General features: G+C 71.4%; 20 protein-coding genes, 1 pseudogene and 1 riboswitch. Of the genes and pseudogenes, 9 read left to right on the top strand and 12 right to left on the bottom strand.

Annotated features, from left to right (window positions below; translation table 11 throughout):
- Positions 1–117: 117 nt before the first annotated feature.
- The 4 genes from KVT44_RS27950 to KVT44_RS27965 all read left to right on the top strand — a co-directional run bounded on the left by KVT44_RS27950 (position 118) and on the right by KVT44_RS27965 (position 3,968).
- On the top strand, positions 118–1,428 hold the full coding sequence (locus tag KVT44_RS27950; RefSeq protein WP_217569526.1) for an MFS transporter: 1,311 nt from the start codon (positions 118–120) through the stop codon (positions 1,426–1,428).
- Between the two features lie 121 nt (positions 1,429–1,549).
- Positions 1,550–1,698: riboswitch (cobalamin riboswitch) on the top strand.
- Positions 1,699–1,732: 34 nt separating this feature from the next.
- On the top strand, positions 1,733–1,954 hold the full coding sequence (locus tag KVT44_RS27955; protein ID WP_054232543.1) for a CbtB-domain containing protein: 222 nt from the start codon (positions 1,733–1,735) through the stop codon (positions 1,952–1,954).
- A 23-nt stretch (positions 1,955–1,977) separates the two neighbouring features.
- Positions 1,978–2,730, top strand: a complete 753-nt coding sequence (locus KVT44_RS27960) for a CbtA family protein (protein WP_095851049.1) — start codon at positions 1,978–1,980, stop codon at positions 2,728–2,730.
- 335 nt (positions 2,731–3,065) lie between these two features.
- Entirely contained in the window at positions 3,066–3,968 is a 903-nt protein-coding gene (locus KVT44_RS27965) for a hypothetical protein (RefSeq protein ID WP_254650002.1), read from the top strand.
- A gap of 61 nt (positions 3,969–4,029) precedes the next feature.
- On the opposite strand, the gene KVT44_RS27970 is transcribed toward KVT44_RS27965, so the two are convergent.
- Positions 4,030–4,428: a VOC family protein gene (locus KVT44_RS27970; RefSeq protein ID WP_217569530.1), complete on the bottom strand. Its 399-nt coding sequence runs from the start codon at positions 4,426–4,428 to the stop codon at positions 4,030–4,032.
- Between the two features lie 96 nt (positions 4,429–4,524).
- Here KVT44_RS27970 and KVT44_RS27975 point away from each other — a divergent pair, with 96 nt between their 5' ends.
- Positions 4,525–5,538 carry a YafY family protein gene (locus KVT44_RS27975; protein ID WP_217569532.1) on the top strand — a complete coding sequence of 338 codons (1,014 nt, stop codon included), beginning with the start codon at positions 4,525–4,527 and terminating at the stop codon, positions 5,536–5,538.
- A 63-nt stretch (positions 5,539–5,601) separates the two neighbouring features.
- Here KVT44_RS27975 and KVT44_RS27980 read toward each other — a convergent pair whose 3' ends face one another.
- Positions 5,602–8,031 carry a SpoIIE family protein phosphatase gene (locus tag KVT44_RS27980; protein ID WP_217569534.1) on the bottom strand — a complete coding sequence of 810 codons (2,430 nt, stop codon included), beginning with the start codon at positions 8,029–8,031 and terminating at the stop codon, positions 5,602–5,604.
- Positions 8,032–8,237: 206 nt separating this feature from the next.
- Here KVT44_RS27980 and KVT44_RS27985 point away from each other — a divergent pair, with 206 nt between their 5' ends.
- Together KVT44_RS27985 and KVT44_RS27990 are read left to right on the top strand one after the other, a co-directional pair.
- The gene (locus KVT44_RS27985; protein ID WP_190170965.1) at positions 8,238–8,996 is read left to right on the top strand and encodes an IclR family transcriptional regulator; all 759 of its coding nucleotides are present in this window, start codon (positions 8,238–8,240) and stop codon (positions 8,994–8,996) included.
- A gap of 98 nt (positions 8,997–9,094) precedes the next feature.
- Positions 9,095–10,237: pseudogene (locus tag KVT44_RS27990) on the top strand (PP2C family protein-serine/threonine phosphatase); the annotation flags it as partial.
- Positions 10,238–10,650: 413 nt separating this feature from the next.
- On the opposite strand, the gene KVT44_RS27995 reads toward KVT44_RS27990, so the two are convergent.
- From KVT44_RS27995 to paaN, 10 genes are all read right to left on the bottom strand, one after another.
- The gene (locus KVT44_RS27995) at positions 10,651–11,511 is read right to left on the bottom strand and encodes a CAP domain-containing protein (RefSeq protein ID WP_217569536.1); all 861 of its coding nucleotides are present in this window, start codon (positions 11,509–11,511) and stop codon (positions 10,651–10,653) included.
- Positions 11,512–11,966: 455 nt separating this feature from the next.
- Positions 11,967–13,085, bottom strand: a complete 1,119-nt coding sequence (gene paaE, locus KVT44_RS28000) for a 1,2-phenylacetyl-CoA epoxidase subunit PaaE (RefSeq protein WP_217569538.1) — start codon at positions 13,083–13,085, stop codon at positions 11,967–11,969.
- On the bottom strand, positions 13,085–13,603 hold the full coding sequence (gene paaD, locus KVT44_RS28005; protein ID WP_217569540.1) for a 1,2-phenylacetyl-CoA epoxidase subunit PaaD: 519 nt from the start codon (positions 13,601–13,603) through the stop codon (positions 13,085–13,087). The genes paaE and paaD overlap by 1 nt, the downstream gene beginning before the upstream one ends.
- A complete protein-coding gene (gene paaC, locus KVT44_RS28010; protein WP_217569542.1) occupies positions 13,597–14,424 on the bottom strand; it encodes a 1,2-phenylacetyl-CoA epoxidase subunit PaaC in 828 nt (275 codons plus the stop codon). Before paaC ends, paaD begins: the two co-directional genes overlap by 7 nt.
- Before the next feature lie 10 nt (positions 14,425–14,434).
- A complete protein-coding gene (gene paaB / locus KVT44_RS28015) occupies positions 14,435–14,737 on the bottom strand; it encodes a 1,2-phenylacetyl-CoA epoxidase subunit PaaB (protein ID WP_067360480.1) in 303 nt (100 codons plus the stop codon).
- A complete protein-coding gene (paaA, locus tag KVT44_RS28020) occupies positions 14,734–15,732 on the bottom strand; it encodes a 1,2-phenylacetyl-CoA epoxidase subunit PaaA (RefSeq protein WP_217569544.1) in 999 nt (332 codons plus the stop codon). Before paaA ends, paaB begins: the two co-directional genes overlap by 4 nt.
- 163 nt (positions 15,733–15,895) lie before the next feature.
- Positions 15,896–16,771 carry a 3-hydroxyacyl-CoA dehydrogenase family protein gene (locus KVT44_RS28025; RefSeq protein WP_217569546.1) on the bottom strand — a complete coding sequence of 292 codons (876 nt, stop codon included), beginning with the start codon at positions 16,769–16,771 and terminating at the stop codon, positions 15,896–15,898.
- Positions 16,768–17,514, bottom strand: coding sequence for an enoyl-CoA hydratase/isomerase family protein (locus tag KVT44_RS28030; protein WP_254649964.1), 747 nt, complete (start codon positions 17,512–17,514; stop codon positions 16,768–16,770). Before KVT44_RS28030 ends, KVT44_RS28025 begins: the two co-directional genes overlap by 4 nt.
- 80 nt (positions 17,515–17,594) lie before the next feature.
- The gene (locus KVT44_RS28035; RefSeq protein WP_217569550.1) at positions 17,595–18,818 is read right to left on the bottom strand and encodes a thiolase family protein; all 1,224 of its coding nucleotides are present in this window, start codon (positions 18,816–18,818) and stop codon (positions 17,595–17,597) included.
- Complete coding sequence (gene paaN, locus KVT44_RS28040) at positions 18,811–20,532, bottom strand: phenylacetic acid degradation protein PaaN (RefSeq protein ID WP_217569552.1); 1,722 nt, start codon at positions 20,530–20,532, stop codon at positions 18,811–18,813. The genes KVT44_RS28035 and paaN overlap by 8 nt, the downstream gene beginning before the upstream one ends.
- 147 nt (positions 20,533–20,679) lie before the next feature.
- Here paaN and paaI point away from each other — a divergent pair, with 147 nt between their 5' ends.
- Positions 20,680–21,069 carry a hydroxyphenylacetyl-CoA thioesterase PaaI gene (gene paaI, locus KVT44_RS28045; RefSeq protein ID WP_217569688.1) on the top strand — a complete coding sequence of 130 codons (390 nt, stop codon included), beginning with the start codon at positions 20,680–20,682 and terminating at the stop codon, positions 21,067–21,069.
- Entirely contained in the window at positions 21,066–22,421 is a 1,356-nt protein-coding gene (gene paaK / locus KVT44_RS28050) for a phenylacetate--CoA ligase PaaK (RefSeq protein ID WP_190170974.1), read from the top strand. Before paaI ends, paaK begins: the two co-directional genes overlap by 4 nt.
- Positions 22,422–22,491: the final 70 nt, after the last annotated feature.

Below are 22,491 nucleotides of genomic sequence, written 5' to 3' on the forward strand. Positions count from 1 at the left end.
ACTCCTGTTACCGTGAATGGGGTGCAACAACGACATCCACCCGCACGCTAGCGGACCATGGTGCGCCATGCTAGCGTTGCCGTGATTTTTTTCATGAAGACTTGACCGGGGGTTGCGGTGGCCATATTCGACAAGGATATTCGAATCCTGATCGCGGACAACAAAGACTTCCGCAACATCTGGCTCGGAGAAACCTCGGCGCATTTCGGCGGACAGCTGACCAGTTTTCTCCTACCCTTGATCGCGGTCACCTACCTCCATGCCGACGGCACGGGCGTGGGACTCGTCTCGGCGGTGCAGTTCGTCCCCGTCGTGGTGCTCTCGCTGATCGCCGGTGTCATGGTCGACCGGTATCCGCCGCGGCGCACCCTCGTCACCGCGAGTGTCGCCCATGGCGCGGCGCTTGCGGTGCTCGCCGCGTTCCAGGCGGCCGACGGGCTGAACTTCGGCCAACTTGTCGTCGCCGCCGCCGTGATCGGTGTCGCCACCGTCTTCTACGAAGTCGCCTACCAGTCCACGCTGCCCAGGCTCCTGCCGCTGAACTCCATCGCCGCGGCCAACGGCCTGCACCAGGCGACGTATTCGGTCAGCACCCTCGCCGGTCCGGCCGCGGCCGGCTTCCTCGTCGGCCAGTTGGGGGTGTCGCCGACCCTGACGGTGGCCGCCGCGTGCTCCGCCGGTGCCGCCGTGAGCGGTCTGCTGCTGCGGGGCGTCAAGGCCCCCGAACAGCCTCGTGAGTCGGCGCTGAGGGCGATCGGCTCCGGGCTGCGCTACACGTGGTCCCTGCGCCCGATCCGGGACCTGTGCGTTCAGGCGGGCCTGTCGAACCTGCACGAGAAGGCCTTTCTGACCGTCTTCCTGGTGTTCGCCGTCCGTGACCTCGACATGAGCGGCACCACCGTGGGCGTGATCACCGGCATCGGCAGTGTGGGGGCCCTGATCGGTTCGCTCTGCGCCACCCGGCTCACCCGACGCTGGGCCGTCGGCGGTGTGCTGGCGCTGGGTGCGGTACTGGCCGCGGTGGGTCTGCTGCTCGTACCCGCCGTCAGCCAGGTCGGCGGGTACGTCGCCGTGCTCGCGTCGGTCGCCATGATGGTGAACGGCTTCGGTGTCGCCCTGTTCAACGTGTTCGCCGTCAGCCTGCGGCAGGCCATTCCGCCGGAGCACCAGATCGGCGCGGTGACCGCGAGCTATCGCCTTGTCGCCCTGGGGACGCTGCCTCTGGGAGCCGTCGTCGGCGGTGCCCTGGCCGACGTCCTGTCACCCGGCAGGGCCCTGTGGGCCGTCGGGGTCTCCTACCTCGTCGTCTCCTTCTGGCTCACGTTCTCCCCCCTCCGCGGGGCTCGCACGCTGGAGGAGGCACAGAAGCTCGGTCGTACGACGGACACGCCCGAGTCCCAGGACGCGGACCGGTCCCCCTCGGTCTGAGAGCGAGGCCGGGGCTCCGAACTCAGCTGGGTTCCGCCACTGCTGACCCGCTGTTCACCGGGGACCGGCCACCTGGTGCGAGAGGAAGATCACGCCAGGTGGGGCGGTCTTGGCCCCGCACCCGACACGCGGTACGGTCGGTGCGATATCGATGACGGCAAGACGGAAGCCGGTGGGAAACCGGCACGGTCGCGCCACTGTGAACGAGAGGCTCCAGCACGCTGGGGCCTCGCGTGAGTCAGACCCGTAGCCGTCGTCCAGTGCACCACCGAGATGGGACGCGAACTCCCGAGGAGGCCCTGCCATGGCGCAGACCGTCGCCCAGCCGACAACCACCACCCCCGTCGTCCCCGCCAAGCTGCCGCTCAAGGCGATAGCTCCGTGGGCGGTCTTCTTCGGCATCCTGATGCTCGTCCTGCTGTACTTCGTCGGTGCCGAACAGGGCGCCACCTCCGTCGTCTCCGGCTCGGACGTCCACGAGTGGGTCCACGACGCCCGCCACCTTCTGGGCTTCCCCTGCCACTGACCGAGGGGAACCCCAGCACTGCCATGAACTCCGCAACGGTAAGAAATCTGCTCGTGCGGGGCATGCTGGCCGGCCTCGGTGCCGGCCTGCTCGCCCTGGTTGCCGCCTACTTCCTCGGTGAGCCGAACGTCGACAGCGCGATCAGCTTCGAGGAGGCCCACTCCCACGAGCACGAGATGGAGATCGTCTCCCGCTCTCTGCAGTCCACCGCCGGTCTCGCCACCGGCGTCCTGGTCTACGGCGTCGCCTTCGGCGGCATCGCCGCGCTCGCCTTCTCCTTCGCGCTCGGCCGCGTCGGCCGCTTCAGCCCGCGGGCGACCGCACTGCTGCTGTCCGGCTGCGCGTTGCTGGCCGTGTACGTGGTGCCGTTCCTGAAGTACCCGGCCAACCCGCCGTCGGTCGGCAACGCCGACACCATCGGCAAGCGGACCACCCTGTACTTCCTGATGATGGTGCTCAGCGTGCTCCTCGCGATCGCCGCCACCATCCTGGGCAAGCGTCTGGCACCCAGGATCGGCACCTGGTACGCCACCGTTGGCGCGGTGGCCGCCTTCGCCGTCGTGATCGGTCTGGCGTACGCGTTCCTGCCGGTCATCAACGAGGTGCCGAAGGACTTCCCGGCCACCCTGCTGTGGCGGTTCCGTCTTTCCGCACTGGCCATCCAGACCGTCCTGTGGGGCGGATTCGGCCTGGTCTTCGGCGAGTTGGCCGAGCGGTTGCTGAATCCCAAGCCGGTGACGGCCGCCGCGAGCGGACGGGTCGCCGTCCCCAGCTGACACGAACCGCCACACGAGTGAGGGCCCCCGGAACCATCCGGGGGCCTTCTCGTGTCGTAAGTCCCCTACCGCCGGGGTGTGTTCCGTGGAGGAAGTGGCCAACCCGTGAAGGATTGACGGGAGTTGTTAAAAGTTGGAAGAATCCAGCTCGCTTCGCCGCGTCTGAAGTGAGCGAAGCGACACGAGTGGCTTGGGTGGCATGCCTGCCGCCGGTTCCTGCGTCGGGTCATCCAGTTCTGCCGTCCGCTTCGGTCACTCGCGCGCCATCACCTCCCACACTCTCGATTTCACAGAGGCTCATCTTGTCGCGTTCGCAACACTCCAGAACTCTGGCTGTGCTCGCCGCAACCGCATTCGCCACCACCGCCGTGCCCCTGCTCGGTGCGGGGGTGGCCAGTGCCACGACCACCGGGGCGTGCGAGTCCGCCACGGTCCAGTACCGCATCGTCGGCGCCGACGGAAACGTCGTGGGCGCCGACTGGACCTCGCAGGGCGGGTTCCATCTCTGGGACACCGTTCCCGGGAGCGTCCAGGTCCGGCTGGCTCCGGGCCAGACGGTCGGGGAGGGCTGCAAGTACCCCGTGTCCCTCGCCGAATACACCACCGAGGGGCCGAACTGGTACGTCTCCGGACACCAGAGCCTGGTCGACAAGGCCACGGTCTACCTCACCGCCGACGACGTCGCCGGTACGGACGACGCGAAGCGGACCTGGCAGAAACTCACCGTGAAGACGCCGGACTGCTACGGCCAGATCGACCTGTACGGCGATGACATCACCTACGACGGGAAGACGGGGGAGGGGCACGGCCCCGTGCCCTACGAGCCCGACAACGTCGTCACCCCCTACCACCTCATAGCGGCGTGGAACGGGGGCGAACAGCCGTGCACCCCCGGCCCGTCGGACTCGCCCACCCCGACGCCGTCGGAGCCGACCCCGACCACTCCCGCCACCCCGGTCACGCCCACGACTCCCGCGGGCGGACAGCCTCCCGCCGAGGAGACGACCCCGCCTCCGACCAGCCCCAAGCCCTCCACCACGCCTCCCACCACGCCGGACGTGCCCCCGCTGGCGTCGACGCCGCCCGCCACCCCCGAGCCGTCGCCCAGCGACAGCGGGCCGCCGCTGGCGGAGACGGGTGCGAGCGCACCGGTCGGCACCCTCGCGGGCGGCGCGGCCCTGGTGGTCGCCCTCGGTGCCGGGGCGGTGTACGCGTCCCGCCGCGCACGCCGCTCATGACCACGGCGCGAGGGGTCACCTTCGTGGCATAGCCCAACCTGACAGCCCCGCCTCGGCGCCGTCAGGAAGCGAACTTCTTGACGGCGTCGGGGCTGACCGGGGTGAAGAAGTTGACGAGGTTGCCGTCGGGGTCGCGGAACAGCAGTGAACGGTTGCCCCAAGGCATGGTGGTGGGCTTGTTGACGAAGTCCTCCACGAAGCTGGTCAGGTTCTCGTACACGCCGTCCACGTCGTCGACGAGGAACTCGATGATCACGGACCGGTTGTCGGACGGACGGGCGGCGTCAGGCGCGAACAGCGGCACGGTGCGGATGCCGGCGATCGCGAGAGTGGCTGACGCCGTCCTGAGTTCGGCGAAGTCCTGGTGGGACCAGTTCGCCCGGGTGCCGGTCGCGCGCTCGTAGAAGTCGACGAGGCGTGCGACATCGCCCGTGATGACGCGGATCGAGACGAGGTTCACGATGATCTCCCGGTGAGTTCGGTGGGATGCGTACTCACGGAGGCTAGGAGGGATAGCGGACACATTCCGCCCGGTATTGCGGGGATACTTCTGAGCGTGCCCAGGCCCACAGCTCGCGTCCTCACCCTGCTGGAGCTCCTGCAGTCGGGCGGCATCAGGACAGCCGCCGAACTCGCCGAGCGACTCGACGTCGACGAACGCACCGTGCGCCGGTACGTGGACCACCTGGTCGACCTCGACGTGCCCGTCGAATCGGTGCGCGGCCGCTACGGCGGGTACCGGCTCGCTCCCGGCCGGCGCATGCCTCCGCTCATGCTCGGCGACGACGAAGCGCTGGCCGTGCTGCTCGGCCTGATCGCCGGTCGCCGAGCCGGGCTGCCGACGACCACGGGCACCGCCCATGAGACGGCCACGGCCAAGATCCGGCGGGTCCTGCCCAAGCGCCTCGCCCAAAGGCTCGACGCCGTGCTCGACTCCCTCGCCTTCACCGCTCCGCCCGACGAGACAGCCGCACCGCAGAGCGCGGTCCTGCTCTCGATCGCCGACGCGATCCGCCATCGCCGGCCGATCTCGATCCGGTACACCGCCGGAGACGGCCGGCACAGCGCCCGCACGGTGCACCCGTACGGGCTCGTCGTCCACTCGGGCCGGTGGTACGTAACCGGTGCGGAGCCCGAGAGCGGTGAGGACCGCACGTTCCGGCTCGACCGCATCGCGGACGCGAGGTCCCTGCCCGGCTCCTTCGAGCCGCCCGCGGGACTCGATCCGGCGCGGCGCGTTGTGTCGGGGTTCGCCGAGGCTCCGTACCGGCACGAAGTGATCCTGTGGATCCGGGGGACCGTCGAGCAGATCCGTGTCCGGCTTCCGGCGAGCGTCGCGATCGTCGAGGAGCCGCGGGCAGCGCGCCGGGCGGACGGTGATTCCGAACTCTGGTCGCGTGTCCGGTTGCGTGCGGAACGGCTCGACTGGTTGCCTCCGGTGCTCGCGTCGCTCGATCTGCCCTTCGTGATCGAGCGACCCGACGAGCTCCGCGATCTCGTCGTCGCGCTCGCCGACCGGCTCGTGAACTCCGCCCGGCGGCGCCCGCCCGACGTACGACCGGTGCCGTGAGCCCGCCACCACCGTCACCACCGCCACGGTCGGCGCCGGTGGCGGCGCGGGGTCGTGCCGGTGTCAGGCGGGCAGTGGCTGTTCGGCCCAGATGGTCTTGCCGGTGGGGGTCTGACGACTGCCCCAGCGCTCGGCGACCTGGGCAACCAGCAGCAGCCCACGCCCGCCCTCGTCGAAGACCCGGGCCCGGCGCAGGTGCGGGGCGGTGCTGCTGCCGTCAGAGACCTCGCAAATGAGCGTGGAGCCGCGGATGAGGCGTAGCCGGATCGGCGCCTCGCCGTAGCGGATGGCGTTGGTGACCAGTTCGCTGACGATCAGCTCGGTGGCGAACGCCGTTTCGTCCAGCCCCCACGCGGCCACCTGTTCGACTGCCACCTTGCGGGCCCCGGCGACGGCCGCGGGGTCCCGCGGCAGGTGCCAGGTCCGCATCTGCCGGGCGTCGAGCGCGGAGGTACGGGCCAGGAGCAGGACGATGTCGTCGGCGGGACGGCCGGTCAGTACGGTGCTCAGCACCTGGTCACAGGTCTCCTCCAGCGTGTCGGCCGCACTGCTGAGCGCCCGGCGCAGCAGTTCGAGCCCGACGCCGATGTCCCGGTCGGCGGCCTCGACCAGGCCGTCGGTGTAGAGAGCGAGCAGGCTTCCCTCGCCGAGCTCCACCTCGGTGGACTCGTACGGCAGGCCGCCGAGGCCGAGCGGCGGCCCGGCGGGCAGGTCCAGAAACCGCACGGTGCCGTCCGCGGTGACCAGGGCGGGCGGCGGATGCCCGGCACGGGCCAGGGTGCAGCGGCGGGACGCCGGGTCGTACACGGCGTACAGACAGGTGGCCCCGACCTCACCCGACGTCTCCTCCGCCCGTCCGCGCGCCTCCGGACCCTCTTCCCGGTCGAGCCTGATGACGAGGTCGTCGAGCTGGGTGAGCAACTCGTCGGGTGCGAGGTCGACATCCGCGAGAGTCCGTACGGCGGTCCGCAGGCGCCCCATCGTGGCCGAGGCCTGAATGCCATGGCCCACCACATCGCCCACGACCAGGGCGACCCGCGCGCCGGACAGCTGGATCACGTCGAGCCAGTCCCCTCCGATGTCGGCTCCGGAACCGGCCGGGAGGTATCGGTAGGCGACCTCCACCGCCGTGAGAGCCGGTGGCCGCTCGGGCAGCAGACTGCGTTGGAGTGCCAGCGCCGTGCGGCGTTCATGGGTGTAGCGGCGGGCGTTGTCCACACTCACCGCCGCTCTGGCGACGATCTCCTCCGCGAGCAGCAGGTCGTCCTCGCCGAAGGACTCCGGCGTCCGGTGCCGCAGGAAGTGCACCATGCCCAGGGTCACGCCCCGGGCCCGCAGCGGGACCATCATCACCGAGTGGATCATGTACTTGCCCACGGTCTCGGCACGGGCCGGGGATGATTCGACCCACGCCCGCAGCACCGGATCGTCCGACCGGTGCCGGGTGCCCCGGCCGCTGACCAGCGCCAGCACCGGCAGCGAATCCGCCGGGTAGAGACTCGTGCCGCCCGAGGCGACCACCGACTCCGGGCATCCCATCAGCACCGAGCGCTGCGCTGCGCGGCGGACCGCGACCGACTCGCCGGGCGGCACCGACCGGGGCTCCTCGCCCTGTGCCACGGACTCCAGCAGGTCCACGGTGACGAAGTCCGCGAACCCCGTCACAGCCACCTCGGCCAGCTCTTCGGCCGTTCGGGTCACATCCAGCGTGCTGCCGATGCGGAGGCTCGCGTCGTTGAGCACGGCCAGGCGCTGTCGGGCCCAGTACTGCTCGGTGGTGTCGAACACGGTCGCCGACAGCCCGTCCACCGTGCCGTTCTCGTCCTTCAACGGCGACAAGAACATCGACCACGCATGTTCCCGCGTCTCGCCGGGAGCCTGGCCGTGCTGCTCATGGAAGATCGTCTCTCCGGTGCGCAGCACCTCCCGCTGGAGACGGTCGTACTCGTCGAAGGGCCAGCTCGGCTCGATCTCCCACAGCGTCAGGCCCCGCATCTCCTCCTCGGTCCTGCCCATCACCCGCGTCATGACCTCGTTGGCGGCCACGAGCCGCGAATCGAGGTCGTAGACCGCAACCGGCAGCGGGAGCTGCGCCAGCGTGCGGCCCCACATCGCGGCCGCGTTCGGGTCGGACGGTCCGGCAGGGTTCGTCAGCGCCGCGCCGGTCACGAGCCAGAGCCTCCGGCGCGCCGCGTCCACCAGCGGCGCTCCCCGCAGCCGCACCACGACACGTCCCCCCTCCCGGTGCCGAAGGGCCACCTCGGTGGCCCACTGGCGTCCGTCGGCGATGTGGCGCCGCGCGGAGGCGGGCAGGTCGGCGGCGAGCAGGTCGGTGGCGTGGCGGCCCACGATCTCTTCGGGTGCGTAGCCGAGCAGCTGGGTGGCTCCGGCGCTCCACACCATGACCGACCCCCGCGCGTCGACCACGACCGCGGTGTCCTCCGGTACGGGCGTCGGCACCTTTCCTCCGGATGCGACGTGCTCGCTATCCATGGGTTCTTACCTTCGTCCTCGCCTCGGCGGAGCCCTGAGGAGCGCCCGGAGGACACCAGGCGCACATCGCGGGCGTCGTCTCCAGCCTCCCGCGGCGCCGTTCCGCCCTCAAGCCAGGGCATCGGCCGTATGCCGGATTCGTGCGCGGAGTCGGGTGAAGCGGTTGCCGCCTTGCTCGTGCGGCGTGTCCGGCGCAGGCTGGTCGTATGGGTGTTCGTGACGGCCCCACGCTGATCACGTCCGTGCAGCGGGCGTTCCGTCTGCTGGAGGCGGTGGGCGCGCACGAGAACGGTGTGCCGGCGAAGCATCTCGCACGGGAGACCGGGCTGCCCCTGGCCACGGCGTACCACCTGCTGCGGACGATGGTGCACGACGGCTATGTGCGGAAGCTGGACGACGGCGGGTTCGTGCTGGGGGACAAGGTGCAGTCGCTGCACACTTCGGGGCGCGGGCAGGCGTTGCTGGGGCGGGTGCGTCCCACGCTGGCGGCGTTGCGGGACGAGATCGCGGCTGCCGCGTATCTCACCTTCTACGAGGACGGTGAGATCCGGGTCGCGGAGATCGTCGACAGTCCCCGGGCGCCGCGGGTGGATCTGTGGGTGGGGATGGAGGACGCGGGGCACGCGACCGCGCTGGGCAAGTGTGTGCTGCGGGAGCTGGACGACGAGTCGCGCGAGGACTACCTCTCGCGGCATTCCCTGGCGGATCTCACGCCGCGGACGATCACGAGTCCGTCGGAGCTGTTGCGGCGGCTGGACTCCTCGCCGATGGCTCCGGCCGTCACGGATCTGGAGGAGTACGCGCTGGGGACGGTGTGTGTCGCGGTGCCGGTGTACAGCGGGGAGACGCTCGGCTCGCTCGGCATCTCGCTGCCGGTGAACCGGCTCTCCCGGCTCGAGGAGGTTCTGGAGCGGTTGGCGCCGACCGCGAACCGCGTGACCAGGAGCCTGTCGCTCACTATCTGAAATCCCTGTCCTTGCCGCGCCCGAGCCGAACCCGTTTCCTGGATGAAACAGACATTTCCGGAGTGCGGGCGACGCACGGTGAGGACTGCGGACGAAACATGAGTCAGGTCCGAGACCATGGTGGCGACCACTGGCCGATAGGGCCGATCAGGAACCGCGTGGCCGGTCCCGGGGCGTCGGCCCGGACACGCGCCGCCGCACACCTGGCTTCGGGTACGCCGGTACTGTCCGTGCTGATCGTCCTCGGTGTCGTGCTCGTCGGCCTCGTCGGCGGAGCAGGCGTGATCTGGCTCTCCCTGCTCGTGGCCGGGCCCGCGCTGGCCGCCACCACCAGCGGGCCGCGCGGCGTCCTGTGCGTCGGTCTCCTCGCCGCGGTGCTGGGTGCCGCGCTCGGGATCCGGGACGGTGTGCCGGGCCGCGAAGTGGTGGCCGTGCTGACCGCGCTGGCGGCCGTCACTCTCGCGAGTGGCCTGTCCGGCGCGCTGCGGGGGCGTCGTGAGCGGGTGCTCGAGGCGGTCCGCTCGGTCGCGGAGGCCGCCCAGCACGCGCTGCTCAGGCCGGTACCGGCGACGGTCGGGCCGTTTCAGGTGGCGGTCCGCTACAGCGCGGCGGCGGCGGAGGCCCGTATCGGCGGGGATCTCTACGCGCTGCTGCCCACTCCGTACGGCGTCAGGCTGATCGTCGGGGATGTGCGCGGCAAGGGGCTGCCGGCCGTGAGTACCGCCGCACTGGTCCTGGGTGTCTTCCAGGAGGCCGCCTATGACGAGCCCGACCTCCTCGCCGTCGTCGCCAGGATCGAGCGGAGCCTGGCGCGCAACCTCGGTACCGACGACTTCGTCACCGCCGTTGTGGCCGGATACCCGCAGGCAGGGCATCTGGAGGTGGTGAACTGCGGACACGCGCCGCCGCTGCTGGTGCGTGCGTCCGGGGGTGTCGTGCCGGTGGATCCCACCCATCCCGCGCCGCCGCTCGGGCTGAGCGCTCTCACGGGCGAGACTCCCAGCCTCCAGGTGCTGCCCTTCGCCGACGGGGATCAGTTGCTGCTCTACACCGACGGGGTCACCGAGGCCCGCAACCACCACCGTGAGTTCTACCCGCTGGCCGAGGGGCTGGCGCGCCACCTGTGCGACGAGCCGGCGCGCACGCTCACCGCGCTGCACGACGAACTGCTGGCGCATGTGGGCGGCCGACTGCACGACGACGCGGCGCTGCTCCTGCTCCACAAGCCGGCGGTTGCCGACCCGGCGGTTGGCGATAAGGCGGTCCAAGACCCGGCGGTTCAGGACCCGGCAGTTCCCGACCTGGCAGTTCCCGACCTGGCGGTTGCCGATCCGGTGGTGCACGATCCGGCGGTTCGCGGCCTGGCGGTTGCCGATCCGGCGGTGCACGATCCGGCGGTTCGCGGCCTGGCGGTTGCCGATCCGGCAGTCGCCGACCCGGCCCTTCCTTACCCGGGCGTTCCATACTCGGCCGTTCCCGAACCGGCGGCCGAGGCCGGTCGCGACGGCTGCCCCGGCTCCGTCCCGTCCCGGGGCAGCCGAATCCGGTTCGCCGAGCGGGTCGGCGAACCGGTGGACCCGGGTGTTCCGCTCGGCTCCTTCACGCCGTGCGGCCGCAACGGAGGAGGCTGACGAAGGCCGCCGCGAGGCGTAGGTCAACGGGCCGTGCCGAAGTCCTGCGTCCAGTAGCTGCCGGGCTGTGCGAGACCTACGCCGATCTCCTTGAAGCCGCAGTCCAGGATGTTGCGCTTGTGGCCGGGACTGGACATCCAGCCCGCCATGACCTCCTCGGGGGTGGAGTATCCGAACGCGACGTTCTCGCCGTACGCACTCCAGGTGTAGCCGGCGGTCGTGATTCGTTGACCGGGGTCCGAACCGTCGGAGCCCGTGTGCGACATGTTCTGGTGGCTCGCCATGTCCGCGCTGTGATCCTGGGCGGCCTTCGAGAGCTTCGCGTTCAGGGTCAGCGGGGAGCAGCCGACCTTGCCGCGCTCACTGTTGACCAGGGTCAGGACACGAGCCACGGCGGCGGATGCCGGGGCCGTCGTGCCCGCGGTGCTCGGGGACGCGCTGGCGGTGGCCTCGGGTGTGGCGGGTGCCGACGAGGCAGGGGCCTCGGGCTGGGAGGGTGCCGTCGAAGCGGGCGCCTCCGGTGCGGCAGGAGTCGTGGAGGCGGGTGCCTCGGGTGCCTCGGGCGCGGCGGGCTCCGTCGCGGCCGGCGCTTCAGGCGCGGCGGGGGCGGTGGGCGCGGTGGTGGTCTGCGAAGTCGGCTCCTGGGTCTGAGCGGTCCACCCGCCGCCCTTCCACCGCTCCTTCAGGGACGCGCGCTCCTGCAGGGACGCGTTCTGCCAGTTCTGCCAGTGCTTCCAGCCCTGCCAGTGACTGGAGGACGCGGCGCCCGCGGCGCTCTGGTCGTTCATGCACGCCATGGCGGCGGTCGGTACTGCCAGCGCGCTGAGCACGACGGCAGCGATGGTGATCTGCCGGTGGCGCGTCTTCCTGCGGTGCTTGCTCATGCGGGCCTCGCTCGGTCGTCGCGGGGGCGCCACCGGTGGGCCGGCTCCGCACGGACACCGTGCCTGAGCTGTGGTGACGCCCTTAGGGGCCGCCATTGTTAAAACCTGCGTGAGTAAGCGGCAACGAGCGCTACTACTACCCGGCCTCGTAGACCCGAACGTCCTTGAATCGGGCGCATGGGTGTGCAGACCCGGCTGACCGGAGCGCGGCATGGTCTGACGTTCCGTCAGGAGGCTTCATGTGCCTGGCGGGCGGCGTGACGCGACCGCGTTTGGCATACGCCGGAGGAACATGCGCACGTATGTCGGATTGCGGGTGGCAAGTCTGGCTATATCGCCCGGGCGTCATGTACTACCGCGCCACGTTGATACGGGAAGTCGGCGTGACGGATGTCACGCCGAGCTGCCACAACCATTCCCGACGATGGTGATCGTGATGGCGATGGACGACCGCGTCAGCTGTCGTAGTCGACGGCGAGCGTCTCCGTGACCGGGAACGACTGGCAGGTAAGGACATACCCCGCGTCGACCTCGGCGGGTTCCAGGGCGAAGTTGCGGCGCATGTCGGCCTTGCCGTCGGTGACCAGGGCCCGGCAGGTGCCGCACACGCCGCCCTTGCAGGCGAAGGGCAGGTCGGGGCGGGTCTTCTGGGCGCCGTCGAGGATGCTCCGACCGCGGGGCAGGGCGGCGGTCGTGGAGCGGCCGTCGAGCGTGATGGTGACCTCGCTGACCGGGCCCACGGTGGCCGTGTCCTGGTGGTGCACCTCCCGCACGGGCTCGTCGTCGGCGTAGAACAGCTCCTGGTGGATTTGGTCGGCCGGCACGTCGAGCCCGGCCAGCACCCGCTGGGCGTCGCGGACCATGCCGTGCGGGCCGCACAGCCACCAGTGGTCCGCGCCCGCCACGTCGACCAGCGAACCGACGAGCGCCGACAGCCGCTCGGCGTCCAGTCGGCCGGAGAGCACCTCGGCCTCGCGGGGCTCGCGGGAGAGGACGTGGGCGAGCTGGAAACGGGCCGGGTAGAGGTCCTTCAGGTCGGCCAGCTCGTCGGCGAACATCACGGTGTCGGTGCGCCGGTTGCCGTAGAAGAGGGTGACCGTCGAGCGGGAGTCCGCGGCCAGCACCGACTCGGCGATGGACAGCATGGGGGTGATGCCGGAGCCCGCGGCGATGAGCACATGATGGCCGGGGGTGGCGAGGTCGGGCGTGAAAGCGCCGGTCGGGGCCATGACCTCGACCATGTCTCCGGGGCGCACCTCCCGCACCAGCCAGGCGGAGAACAGGCCGCCCGGCACCACCCGCACCCCGATGCGCGGCACCGATCCGGCCGGAGAGCAGATGGAGTACGAGCGGCGCTCGTCACGGCCGTCGATCTCGCGCCGCAGGGTGAGCGACTGCCCGGGGGCGAAGGCGAACTCCTCGGCCAGCTCCGCCGGGATGTCGAAGCTGACCGCGGCCGCGTCCTCGCAGAGGGGCTGCACGGCGGCGACCCGCAGGGAGTGGAAGGCCGGCCGACGGCGGGTACGCGGGCGTACCGCCGGGGCGGGGGCGGCCGACTCCATCAGGTCGTCCATCAGATCTCCTTGACGTACTCGAACGGTTCCAGGCAGGCGCGGCAGCGCCAGAGCGCCTTGCAGGACGTGGCGGCGAAGCGGGACGTCTCCTCCGTGTCCGCCGAGCCGCAGCGCGGGCAGGGCACGGCGGCCCGCCGGGTGGTGGTCAGCACGAGCGGCACCGGACCGGCCGGGCGCCGAGGCGCGGCGCCGGGCGGGGCGATCCCGTGTTCGGTGAGCTTGCGGCGGCCCGCCGGGGTGATCCAGTCGGTGGTCCACGGCGGGTCGAGGACGGTACGGATCTCGACGCGCTCGTACCCGGCGGCGGCAAGCCGCGCGGCCACGTCGGCGCGCATCTCCGCCATCGCCGGGCAGCCCGAGTAGGTCGGCGTGAGGCTCGCGACGACCGTGCCGTCGGGGGAGAGCGACACCTCGCGCAGCACGCCCAGGTCGGCGAGGGTGAGCATGGGCAGCTCGGGGTCGGGCACCTGTTCGGCGATGTGCCGGGCCCGTCGCACCTCGGTCAGTACGCTCACCATGTCGCCTCCGGGTGGGCGCGGGCCACACTCTGCAACTCGGCGAGCAGTGGCGCCAGATGCTCGGTGTGCTCGCCCGCGCGTCCGGAGCCGGGCAGCGGCCGGTACACGGGCATGGGCAGTCCGCCCGCCTCGGTCACCTGACGCAGCACGGCGACGACCTCGTCCCGTACGTCGTAGGCCGTGAACAACTCGCCCAGGTACGGGGCGACCCGCTCCAGCGCCGTACGCATCCTGCGGTGGGACTCCGCCGTACCGTCGTCGAGTCGCACGGCCCACTCGGCCGCGTACTGGCGGTGGTAGGCCAGTTCCTTGACGCCCTTCGCGGCGATGGCGGAGAGCACCGGGTCGGGGTGCGCGGCGAGCCGCTCGAAGTGTGCGAGCCGCCAGCTGGACAGCGCCAGGAGCCGCACGACGGAGAACGCGAAGTCCCCGTTGGGGAGTTCGGCCAGGCGTACGTTGCGGAAGTCGTCGGCGTCGCGGAAGTAGGCGTAGGCGTCCTCGTCGCGGCCCGTGCCGTCCACCTGGCCGGCGCGCGCGTAGAGCAGGCGGGCCTGGCCGAGCAGGTCGAGGCCGATGTTGGCGAGCGCCACCTCCTCCTCCAGCTCGGGGGCACGGGTGGTCCACTCGGCCAGTCGCTGGGCGCACACGAGCGCGTCGTCGGCGAGCTCGACGCAGGAGGCCGCCAGCTCCGCGGCGTCGAGCCCGTCCGGCACGGTGGTGTCGACCCCGTGCAGGGGGTCCTCGAAGCCGGTGCCGTACGCCCAGCGGGTGTCGTCCTCGTGTCCCTCGGCGAGGGTCAGGTAGACGTGGTCGTCACTCATGCCCTGCTCCTCAGATGTGCGGGACGTCGTCGGGGATGTCGTAGAAGGTCGGATGGCGGTAGACCTTGTCGGCGCTCGGCGCGAAGAACGGGTCCTTCTCGTCGCGGGTGGAGGCGGCGATGTGCTCCGAGCGCACCACCCAGATGCTCACGCCCTCGTTGCGACGCGTGTACAGGTCACGGGCGTGGGTCAGGGCCATCGCGTCGTCGGCGGCGTGCAGCGAGCCGACGTGTACGTGGTTCAGTCCGCGCTTGCCCCGTACGAACACCTCGTACAGCGGCCAGCCGTCCTTCTTGCCGTCGATGTCGTTCATGCCGCCGCTTCCTTCCGGGCTCGCTCGCTCTGCTTGGCCGCGTGGGCGGTGGCCGCCTCACGGACCCAGGCGCCCTCCTCGTGGGCCGTGCGCCGCCGGGAGATCCGCTCGGCGTTGCACGGTCCGTCGCCCTTGATGACCCGCATCAGCTCGTCCCAGTCCGGGGTGCCGAAGTCGTGGCGTCCGCGCTCCTCGTTCCAGCGCAGCTCGGGGTCGGGCAGGACGACGCCCAGCTTCTCGGCCTGCGGGACGGTCATGTCCACGAAGCGTTGGCGCAGTTCGTCGTTGCTGTGCCGCTTGATCTTCCAGGCCATGGACTGGGCTGAGTTGGGGGAGTTGTCGTCGGGCGGCCCGAACATCATCAGCGACGGCCACCACCAGCGGTCCACCGCGTCCTGCACCATCGCCCGCTGGGCGTCGGTGCCGCGCATCATGGTCAGCAGCAGCTCGTACCCCTGGCGCTGGTGGAACGACTCCTCCTTGCAGATCCGCACCATGGAGCGCGCGTAGGGGCCGTAGGAACTCCTGCACAGCGGCACCTGGTTGCAGATCGCGGCGCCGTCGACGAACCAGCCGATCACGCCGACGTCGGCGAAGCTCAGAGTGGGGTAGTTGAAGATCGACGAGTACTTCTGCCGGCCCTCGATGAGCCGCTCGGTGAGGTCGGCGCGGTCCGCGCCCAGGGTCTCGGCCGCCGAGTACAGATACAGCCCGTGCCCGGCCTCGTCCTGGACCTTCGCGAACAGGATGGCCTTGCGGCGCAGCGACGGCGCGCGGGTGATCCACTCGCCCTCCGGCTGCATGCCGATGATCTCCGAGTGCGCGTGCTGCGCGATCTGCCGGATCAGCGTCTTGCGGTAGCCGTCGGGCATCCAGTCGCGCGGCTCGACCCGCTGGTCACGCGCGACGGTCGCGTCGAACTGCTCCTGGAGCCGCTCTTCGGCCGCCGGCCCGACGCCGTCGGCGCCGGTGGCGGCGGAGTGTGTCGTGGTCATCGATACCAGCTTCCCTACCGACCATTCGTTCGGTTCCAGTGTGACGGTTTTCTTCCGGACGGGCAAGACCTTCGTCCGGCCGGGCAGGGCCCGGGGCCGGGGCACGAGACCAGAACCCGTGACCAGGGCGCGGGATCCGGGGCCGAGGCGCGGCCGGGGCCGCTCAGGGCCAGGTGTAGAAACCCTGTCCCGTCTTCCGCCCGAGCTCGCCGCGCGCGACCTTGTCACGCAGCAGCCGCGGCGGCGCGAAGCGGTCCCCGAGCGTGGCATGCAGGTGCTCGGCGATGGCGAGGCGTACGTCCAGTCCGACCAGGTCGGTCAGGCGCAGCGGGCCCATGGGGTGCTTGTAGCCGAGACGCATGGCGTCGTCGATGGCCTCCGGACCTGCGACCCCCTCCTCGACCATGCGGATCGCCTCGAGGCCCAGCGCCACGCCGAGGCGGCTGCTGGCGAACCCGGGGGAGTCCTTGACGACGACGTCCTTCTTGCCGAGGGCGTGCGTCCAGGCGAGCGCCAGCCCTACGGTCGCGTCCTCGGTCTCCGGGGCGACGACGATCTCGATCAGCTCGGAGGCCGGTACCGGATTGAAGAAGTGCATGCCGAGGAAGCGCCCGGGGCGGGAGAGCGCCGACGCGAGGTCGGTGACCGACAAGGAGCTGGTGTTGCTGGCCAGGACGGTCGCCGGACTCAGGGCCCGCTCGGCGGCGGCGAGCAGCCGGGCCTTGAGCGAGGCGTCCTCCGGGACGGCCTCGACGACGAGATCGGACGTCCGCGGCAGCTCGTCGACCGAGCCCACGACGGAGACCCGGCCGAGCACGTCCTCGGCGGGCGCGTCGAGCCTGCCGCGTTCGGCGGCCCGCGTCAGCCCGGTGGCGACCCGGTCCAGCGCGGCGGCCGCGGCGTGCTCGCCGCTCTCCACGACGGTCACGGACGAGCCCGCGGCCGCGAACGACTGGGCGATACCGGCGCCCATCCGGCCGCCGCCGATCACGCCCACGACGGAGGGCGCGGACGCGGTGCCTGTCGCGGCGGTGTTCATGCGCTGCTCCTCTTCTCCAGGAAGCGAGTCATCCGCTCCCGCTTGTCCTGTCCTTCGAACAGCACGGCCTGCGCCAGGTCGTCGGCGACCGGATGGGCGCCCGGCGAGTCGACCACGAGCTTGGTCAGGCGCAGGGCCGCGGCCGAGGAGCGGGCCATCCGGTCCAGCAGCGCGTGCGCCTCGTCGAGGAGCCTGTCGGCCGGTACGACATCGATGACCAGCCCGGCCGCCAGCGCCGCCCGCGCGTCCAGGTTCCGTCCGGCGAGCAGTACCTGCTTGGCCACCGACTCGCCGACCAGCTCGGGCAGCCGCCAGCAGGCTCCGGCCGCGGCGAGGATGCCGAGCCCCGGCTCGGGGTTGCCGAACACCGCGTCCGGTCCCGCGATGCGCAGATCGCAGGCGTACGAGAGTTCGGCGCCGCCGCCCAGCGCCCAGCCGTCGACGGCGGCGAGGGTCGGCATGGGCAGTCGGCGCACCCGCTCGAACAGGCGGCTGTTGATGCCCTGAAGGGCCTCGTCGCGCCCGCGTCGCAGCAACTCCGCGATATCGGCGCCGCCCGCGAAGACACCGCCGTGCCCCGTCAGCAGCAGGAACCTCGGGTCACGTTCCAGCAGGTCGCACACGGCGTGCAGTTCGCGGATCATCAGCCCGCTGATGGCGTTGCGCGCCTCGGGGCGGTGCAGGGTGACGACGACCCGGTCGTCGCGCTCCTCGACCAGCAGCGTCTCGTACATGCCGCTCATACGCGCTCCTCGACCAGCGGGGGACTCGTCCGCGGCGCTCATACGCGCTCCTCGACCAGCGGGAGACTCGTCCGCGGCGCTCATACGCGCTCCACGAGCATCGCGACGCCCTGGCCGACACCCACGCACAGGGTGGCCAGGCCCCGGCGGGCCTCCTCGCGCTCCAGCCGGCCGATCAGCGTGAGCAGGATGCGGGCGCCGGAGCAGCCGAGGGGATGGCCGAGCGCGATCGCACCGCCGTCGGCGTTGACCTTCTCCTCGTCGAGCTTCAACCGCCGCATCACCGCGAGTGCCTGCGCGGCGAACGCCTCGTTCAGCTCGACCGCGTCCAGGTCGCCGCTCTCCAGGCCGGCCCGGGCGAGGGCCTTCTCGGTGGCGGGGACGGGGCCGAGCCCCATCAGGTTGGGCTGTACGCCGGCCGAGGCGGCGGTGATGATCCGGGCGCGCGGGGTGAGCCCGTACCGCTCGACGGCCGCCGGGCTCGCCACCACCAGTGCGGCGGCGCCGTCGGACAGCGGCGAGGAGGAACCGGCCGTGACGATGCCGTCCGGCCGGAAGATGGTCCGCAGGGTGCCGAGCTTCTCCAGGGTCGTACCGGGGCGCGGGCCCTCGTCGCGGGTGACCTCGCCGTCCTTCACCCGCACCGGGACGATCTCGCGGTCGAAGCGGCCGGCCTCCTGCGCGGCCACCGCCCGCTGGTGGCTGCGCAGCGCGAAGGCGTCGGAGTCGGCCCGGGTGATGCCGTCGAGAGCGGCGACCTCTTCGGCGGTCTCCCCCATCGACAGGGTCACCTTGGCCGTCTCCGGACCCGCGCCCGCCGGCACGGCCCGGTCGGTGGCCGTGAAACGCGGGTTGGTGAAGCGCCAGCCCAGCGAGGTGTCGTGCACCTCGCCCGGCTTGGCCCACGGGGTGCCGGGCTTGGCCATCACCCAGGGCGCGCGGGTCATCGACTCCACACCGCCGGCGACGACGAGGTCGGCCTCCCCGGACCGGATCGCCTGGGCCGCGTTCGCGACCGCCGTCAGCCCGGACGCGCACAGCCGGTTGACGGTGTAACCGGGCACGGTGTGCGGGAGGCCGGCGAGCAGCACGGCCATGCGGGCCACGTCCCGGTTGTCCTCACCGGCCTGGTTGGCCGCGCCGAGGATCACCTCGTCCACGGCCTCGCCAGGGATCCCACTGCGCCGCACCGCCTCGCCGACGACCAGGGCCGCCAGGTCGTCCGGCCGTACGGAGGCCAGCGCGCCCCCGTACCGGCCCTGCGGGGTGCGGGCGCCGTCGATCAGAAAGACCTCGTCAGGCATCTGCGGACTCCTCGGTGTGTTCCTCGGCGGTGGCGGGCCGACGCGACTGGAGCGTGGCGAAGCGGCCGGTGACGAAGGCGGGGTCGGAGAGGGTGGCGCTGGCCGCCGGGTTGGCGGCGCTGCCGTGGAAGTCGCTGAAGGCGGCGGACTGGTTCACGAAGACGCCGCCGGTGAGGTTCTCCGACAGATGCACTCCCGCGTCGAGGGCCGCCAGCTCGGTGGCGGCGAGCACGTCCTCGTCGGTGGAGTGGACGGCGGCGGTCAGCGCGCCGTGCGCGCGCACGGTCTCCCGGAAGATCCGCAGACCGTGCTCGGTGGAGTCGGTGCCGATCACGAAGGAGATCGGCCCGAACCACTCGCGCGTGTAGCTCTCCCGGTCGGCGTCCGCGTCCAGCCGGGCCACCAGCGGAGTACGGACGACCGCGTCCGGGTGCTCGGGGTGCTCGACCGGCGCGGACGCCCGCACCGTACGACCGAGCCCGGCCGCCTCCTCCAGTCGCTTCCGCACCCCGTCGTTGACGATCGCCCCGAGTGTGCCGGCCGCGCGGGCGGGGTCGCCGAGCAGTTTGTCCAACGCCGCGCCGAGGTCGGCGGCGAACTCGTCGGCGGTCTTCACGCCCTGGTCGGTGGCGAAGCCCTCGCGGGGGACGAGGAGGTTCTGCGGGGTGGTGCACATCTGCCCGCTGTAGAGGGACAGCGAGAAGGCCAGGTTGCCCAGCAGTCCGCGGTAGTCGTCCGTCGAATCCAGGACGACGGTGTTCAGGCCCGCCTTCTCCGTGTACACGGCGGCCTGGCGGGCGTGGGTCTCCAGCCAGTCGCCGAAGGCGGTGGAGCCGGTGAAGTCGATGATCCGCACGTCCGGGTGGAGGGCGTACGCCGCGGCGTTACGTTCCTCGGCGCCCTCCGCCGCGAGGATCACCAGGTTCGGGTCGAAGCCTGCCTCGGTCAGCACCTCGCGCGCGATCCGTACGGTGATCGCCAGGGGCAGGACGGCGCCCGGGTGCGGCTTGACGACGACCGGGTTGCCGGTGACCAGACTGGCGAACAGACCGGGGTAGCCGTTCCAGGTCGGGAAGGTGTTGCAGGCGATCAACAGCGCCACCCCGCGTCCGACCGGCGTGAACTTCTTCTCCATCAGCAGCGGACCGCCCTTGCGCTGCGGCTTGCTCCAGCGGGCCGCCCCCGGATGGCGCTTCTGCTCCGCCCAGGCGTACGCAACCGCCTCGAGTCCGCGGTCCTGAGCGTGCGGTCCGCCCGCCTGGAACGCCATCACGAAGGCCTGGCCGGTGGTGTGCTGCACGGCGTGCGCGATCTCGAAACTCGCGGCGTTCAGCCGGGCCAGGATCTCCGCCGCCACACCGGCCCGGGCGTCGGGGCCCGCGGCACGCCAGGGGCCGGTGGCGGCCCGCGCGGCGGCCACGGCCTCGTCCGGTGCGAGGCGGGGGTAGGTGACACCGAGCGGGAAGCCGTAGGGGGAGGTCTCCGTGGCGGATGTCGTGCCGCTCGCCGGGTGACCGGGCAGCTCGAAGTGACCGCCCAGCCGCTCATGGAAGGCCGCTTCCCCGGCCTTCGCCGCGTCCTCCCCGTACACCGACTTGCTGGGCGACTCCGGATACGGGGTCCAGTGGCCGCGGCTCGCGGTGGCGGCGACCGCCTGCTCCAGCAGGGCGCGGTGACGGGCGAAGAAGTCCGGACGCCGGAGGTTCTGGGGCATGCGTTCCACCTCTTGACAGGCAGTGGTGATGCTGGATTACTAGGCCGTGCCGCACGCTAACCGAATGTTCGGTCGGGACACAAGGTGGTGAAAAAGGTGACGCAGGCCGCAGGGGCGACATCGGCCGGGGCGACGCCCGCCGAGGCGATGTTCGCCGCGGACGAGGCGTCCCGCGCGCTGGGCATCGAGCTCCTCGAGCAGGGTGAAGGGACCGCCGTGCTCCGGATGGCCGTGAGGCCGGCGATGGTGAACGGACACGGGATCGCCCACGGCGGCTATCTGTTCCTGCTCGCCGACACCGCCTTCGCCTGCGCCTGCAACAGCCACGGACCCGTGACCGTCGCGGCCGGAGCCGACATCGACTTCGTCGCCCCGGCGTACGAGGGTGATGTCCTGGTGGCCACGTCACGGGAGCGCACCCGGTTCGGCCGCAGCGGCATCTACGACGTGAGCGTGCTGCGCGGCGACGAGGTGATCGCGGAGTTCCGCGGACGCAGCCGCAGTATCAGAGGCACGACGACGAAGGAGTCGCGATGAACACCGCAGCGACGGCCGGCGCGGCCACGGGACCCCGCCCGGCCCGCCTGGGAGAGCCGCTTCCCCAGGATCTGCTGGACGAGGGCGAGCGCCTCACCCGCGAGCAGCTGAGGGAGCTCCAACTCGACCGGCTGCGGGCGACGTTGCGGCACGCGTACGACAATGTGGAGCTGTACCGCAGGAAGTTCGACGAGGCCGGGATCAAGCCCGACGACTGCCGCTCCCTGGAAGACCTGTCGCGGTTCCCCTTCACCACCAAGGCGGATCTGCGGGAGACGTACCCCTTCGGCATGTTCGCCGTCCCGATGGCGGACGTGCGGCGCATCCACGCCTCCAGCGGCACCACGGGCCGCCCCACGGTGGTCGGATACACCGAGAACGACCTCTCCATGTGGGCCGACATGATCGCCCGCTCCATCCGTGCGGCCGGCGGCCGGCGCGGGCACAAGGTGCACATCTCCTACGGCTACGGCCTGTTCACCGGCGGCCTGGGCGCGCACTACGGCGCCGAGCGCGCCGGCTGTACGGTGATCCCCGCCTCCGGCGGCATGACGGCCCGCCAGGTGCAGATCATCCAGGACTTCGAGCCCGAGATCATCATGGTCACCCCGTCCTACATGCTCACGCTGCTCGACGAGTTCGAGAGGCAGGGCGTCGACCCGCGCACGACCTCCCTCCAGGTGGGCATCTTCGGGGCCGAGCCGTGGACGGAGGCGATGCGCCGTGAGATCGAGGAGCGCATGGACATCCACGCGGTCGACATCTACGGCTTGTCCGAGGTGATCGGCCCGGGGGTGGCGCAGGAGTGCGTCGAGACCAAGGACGGGCTGCACGTGTGGGAGGACCACTTCTATCCCGAGGTGGTCGATCCGTTCACCGGCGCCGTGCTGCCCGAGGGCGAGGAGGGCGAGGTGGTCTTCACCTCCCTCACCAAGGAGGCCCTGCCGATCATCCGTTACCGGACCCGCGACCTGTCCCGGCTGCTGCCCGGCACCGCCCGGCCCGCCTTCCGCCGCATCGAGAAGATCACCGGCCGCTCCGACGACATGATCATCCTGCGTGGTGTGAACGTCTTCCCCAGTCAGATCGAGGAGATCGTGCTGCGTACGCCCGGCGTCGCCCCGCACTTCCAGGTGCAGCTGACCCGGCGCGGCCGGATGGACCACATGACCGTCCGCGTCGAGGCGCGCCCCGGGACCGGGACCGAGCAGCGGGAGGCAGCCGCGAAGACGATCGCCCAGGGCGTCAAGGACGGCGTGGGTGTCACCGTCGAGGTGGCGATCGTCGACCCGGAGACCCTGGAGCGCTCACTGGGCAAGCTCCGCCGGGTGAAGGATCTCCGTCAGCAGTGACCTGCCGGTGACCGCGGGAGCGTTTCTCCCCGACCGCGGGCCGAGCGGGGAGCGCTCGGCCCGCGGCCCC

Origin of the sequence: Streptomyces sp. GbtcB7, assembly GCF_019091445.1 — a bacterium.
GTDB classification, from domain to species: domain Bacteria; phylum Actinomycetota; class Actinomycetes; order Streptomycetales; family Streptomycetaceae; genus Streptomyces; species Streptomyces mirabilis.

What these genes read in the sequence shown, in the direction of transcription:
- KVT44_RS27955 (WP_054232543.1), top strand. Translation starts at nt 1,733, where the DNA reads ATGGCGCAGACCGTCGCCCAGCCGACAACCACCACCCCCGTCGTCCCC.
- KVT44_RS27960 (WP_095851049.1), top strand. Translation starts at nt 1,978, where the DNA reads ATGAACTCCGCAACGGTAAGAAATCTGCTCGTGCGGGGCATGCTGGCC.
- KVT44_RS27980 (WP_217569534.1), bottom strand. Translation starts at nt 8,031, where the DNA reads ATGGATAGCGAGCACGTCGCATCCGGAGGAAAGGTGCCGACGCCCGTA.
- KVT44_RS27985 (WP_190170965.1), top strand. Translation starts at nt 8,238, where the DNA reads ATGGGTGTTCGTGACGGCCCCACGCTGATCACGTCCGTGCAGCGGGCG.
- KVT44_RS27995 (WP_217569536.1), bottom strand. Translation starts at nt 11,511, where the DNA reads ATGAGCAAGCACCGCAGGAAGACGCGCCACCGGCAGATCACCATCGCT.
- paaE (WP_217569538.1), bottom strand. Translation starts at nt 13,085, where the DNA reads ATGGACGACCTGATGGAGTCGGCCGCCCCCGCCCCGGCGGTACGCCCG.
- paaD (WP_217569540.1), bottom strand. Translation starts at nt 13,603, where the DNA reads ATGGTGAGCGTACTGACCGAGGTGCGACGGGCCCGGCACATCGCCGAA.
- paaC (WP_217569542.1), bottom strand. Translation starts at nt 14,424, where the DNA reads ATGAGTGACGACCACGTCTACCTGACCCTCGCCGAGGGACACGAGGAC.
- paaB (WP_067360480.1), bottom strand. Translation starts at nt 14,737, where the DNA reads ATGAACGACATCGACGGCAAGAAGGACGGCTGGCCGCTGTACGAGGTG.
- paaA (WP_217569544.1), bottom strand. Translation starts at nt 15,732, where the DNA reads ATGACCACGACACACTCCGCCGCCACCGGCGCCGACGGCGTCGGGCCG.
- KVT44_RS28025 (WP_217569546.1), bottom strand. Translation starts at nt 16,771, where the DNA reads ATGAACACCGCCGCGACAGGCACCGCGTCCGCGCCCTCCGTCGTGGGC.
- KVT44_RS28030 (WP_254649964.1), bottom strand. Translation starts at nt 17,514, where the DNA reads ATGAGCGGCATGTACGAGACGCTGCTGGTCGAGGAGCGCGACGACCGG.
- KVT44_RS28035 (WP_217569550.1), bottom strand. Translation starts at nt 18,818, where the DNA reads ATGCCTGACGAGGTCTTTCTGATCGACGGCGCCCGCACCCCGCAGGGC.
- paaN (WP_217569552.1), bottom strand. Translation starts at nt 20,532, where the DNA reads ATGCCCCAGAACCTCCGGCGTCCGGACTTCTTCGCCCGTCACCGCGCC.
- paaI (WP_217569688.1), top strand. Translation starts at nt 20,680, where the DNA reads ATGTTCGCCGCGGACGAGGCGTCCCGCGCGCTGGGCATCGAGCTCCTC.
- paaK (WP_190170974.1), top strand. Translation starts at nt 21,066, where the DNA reads ATGAACACCGCAGCGACGGCCGGCGCGGCCACGGGACCCCGCCCGGCC.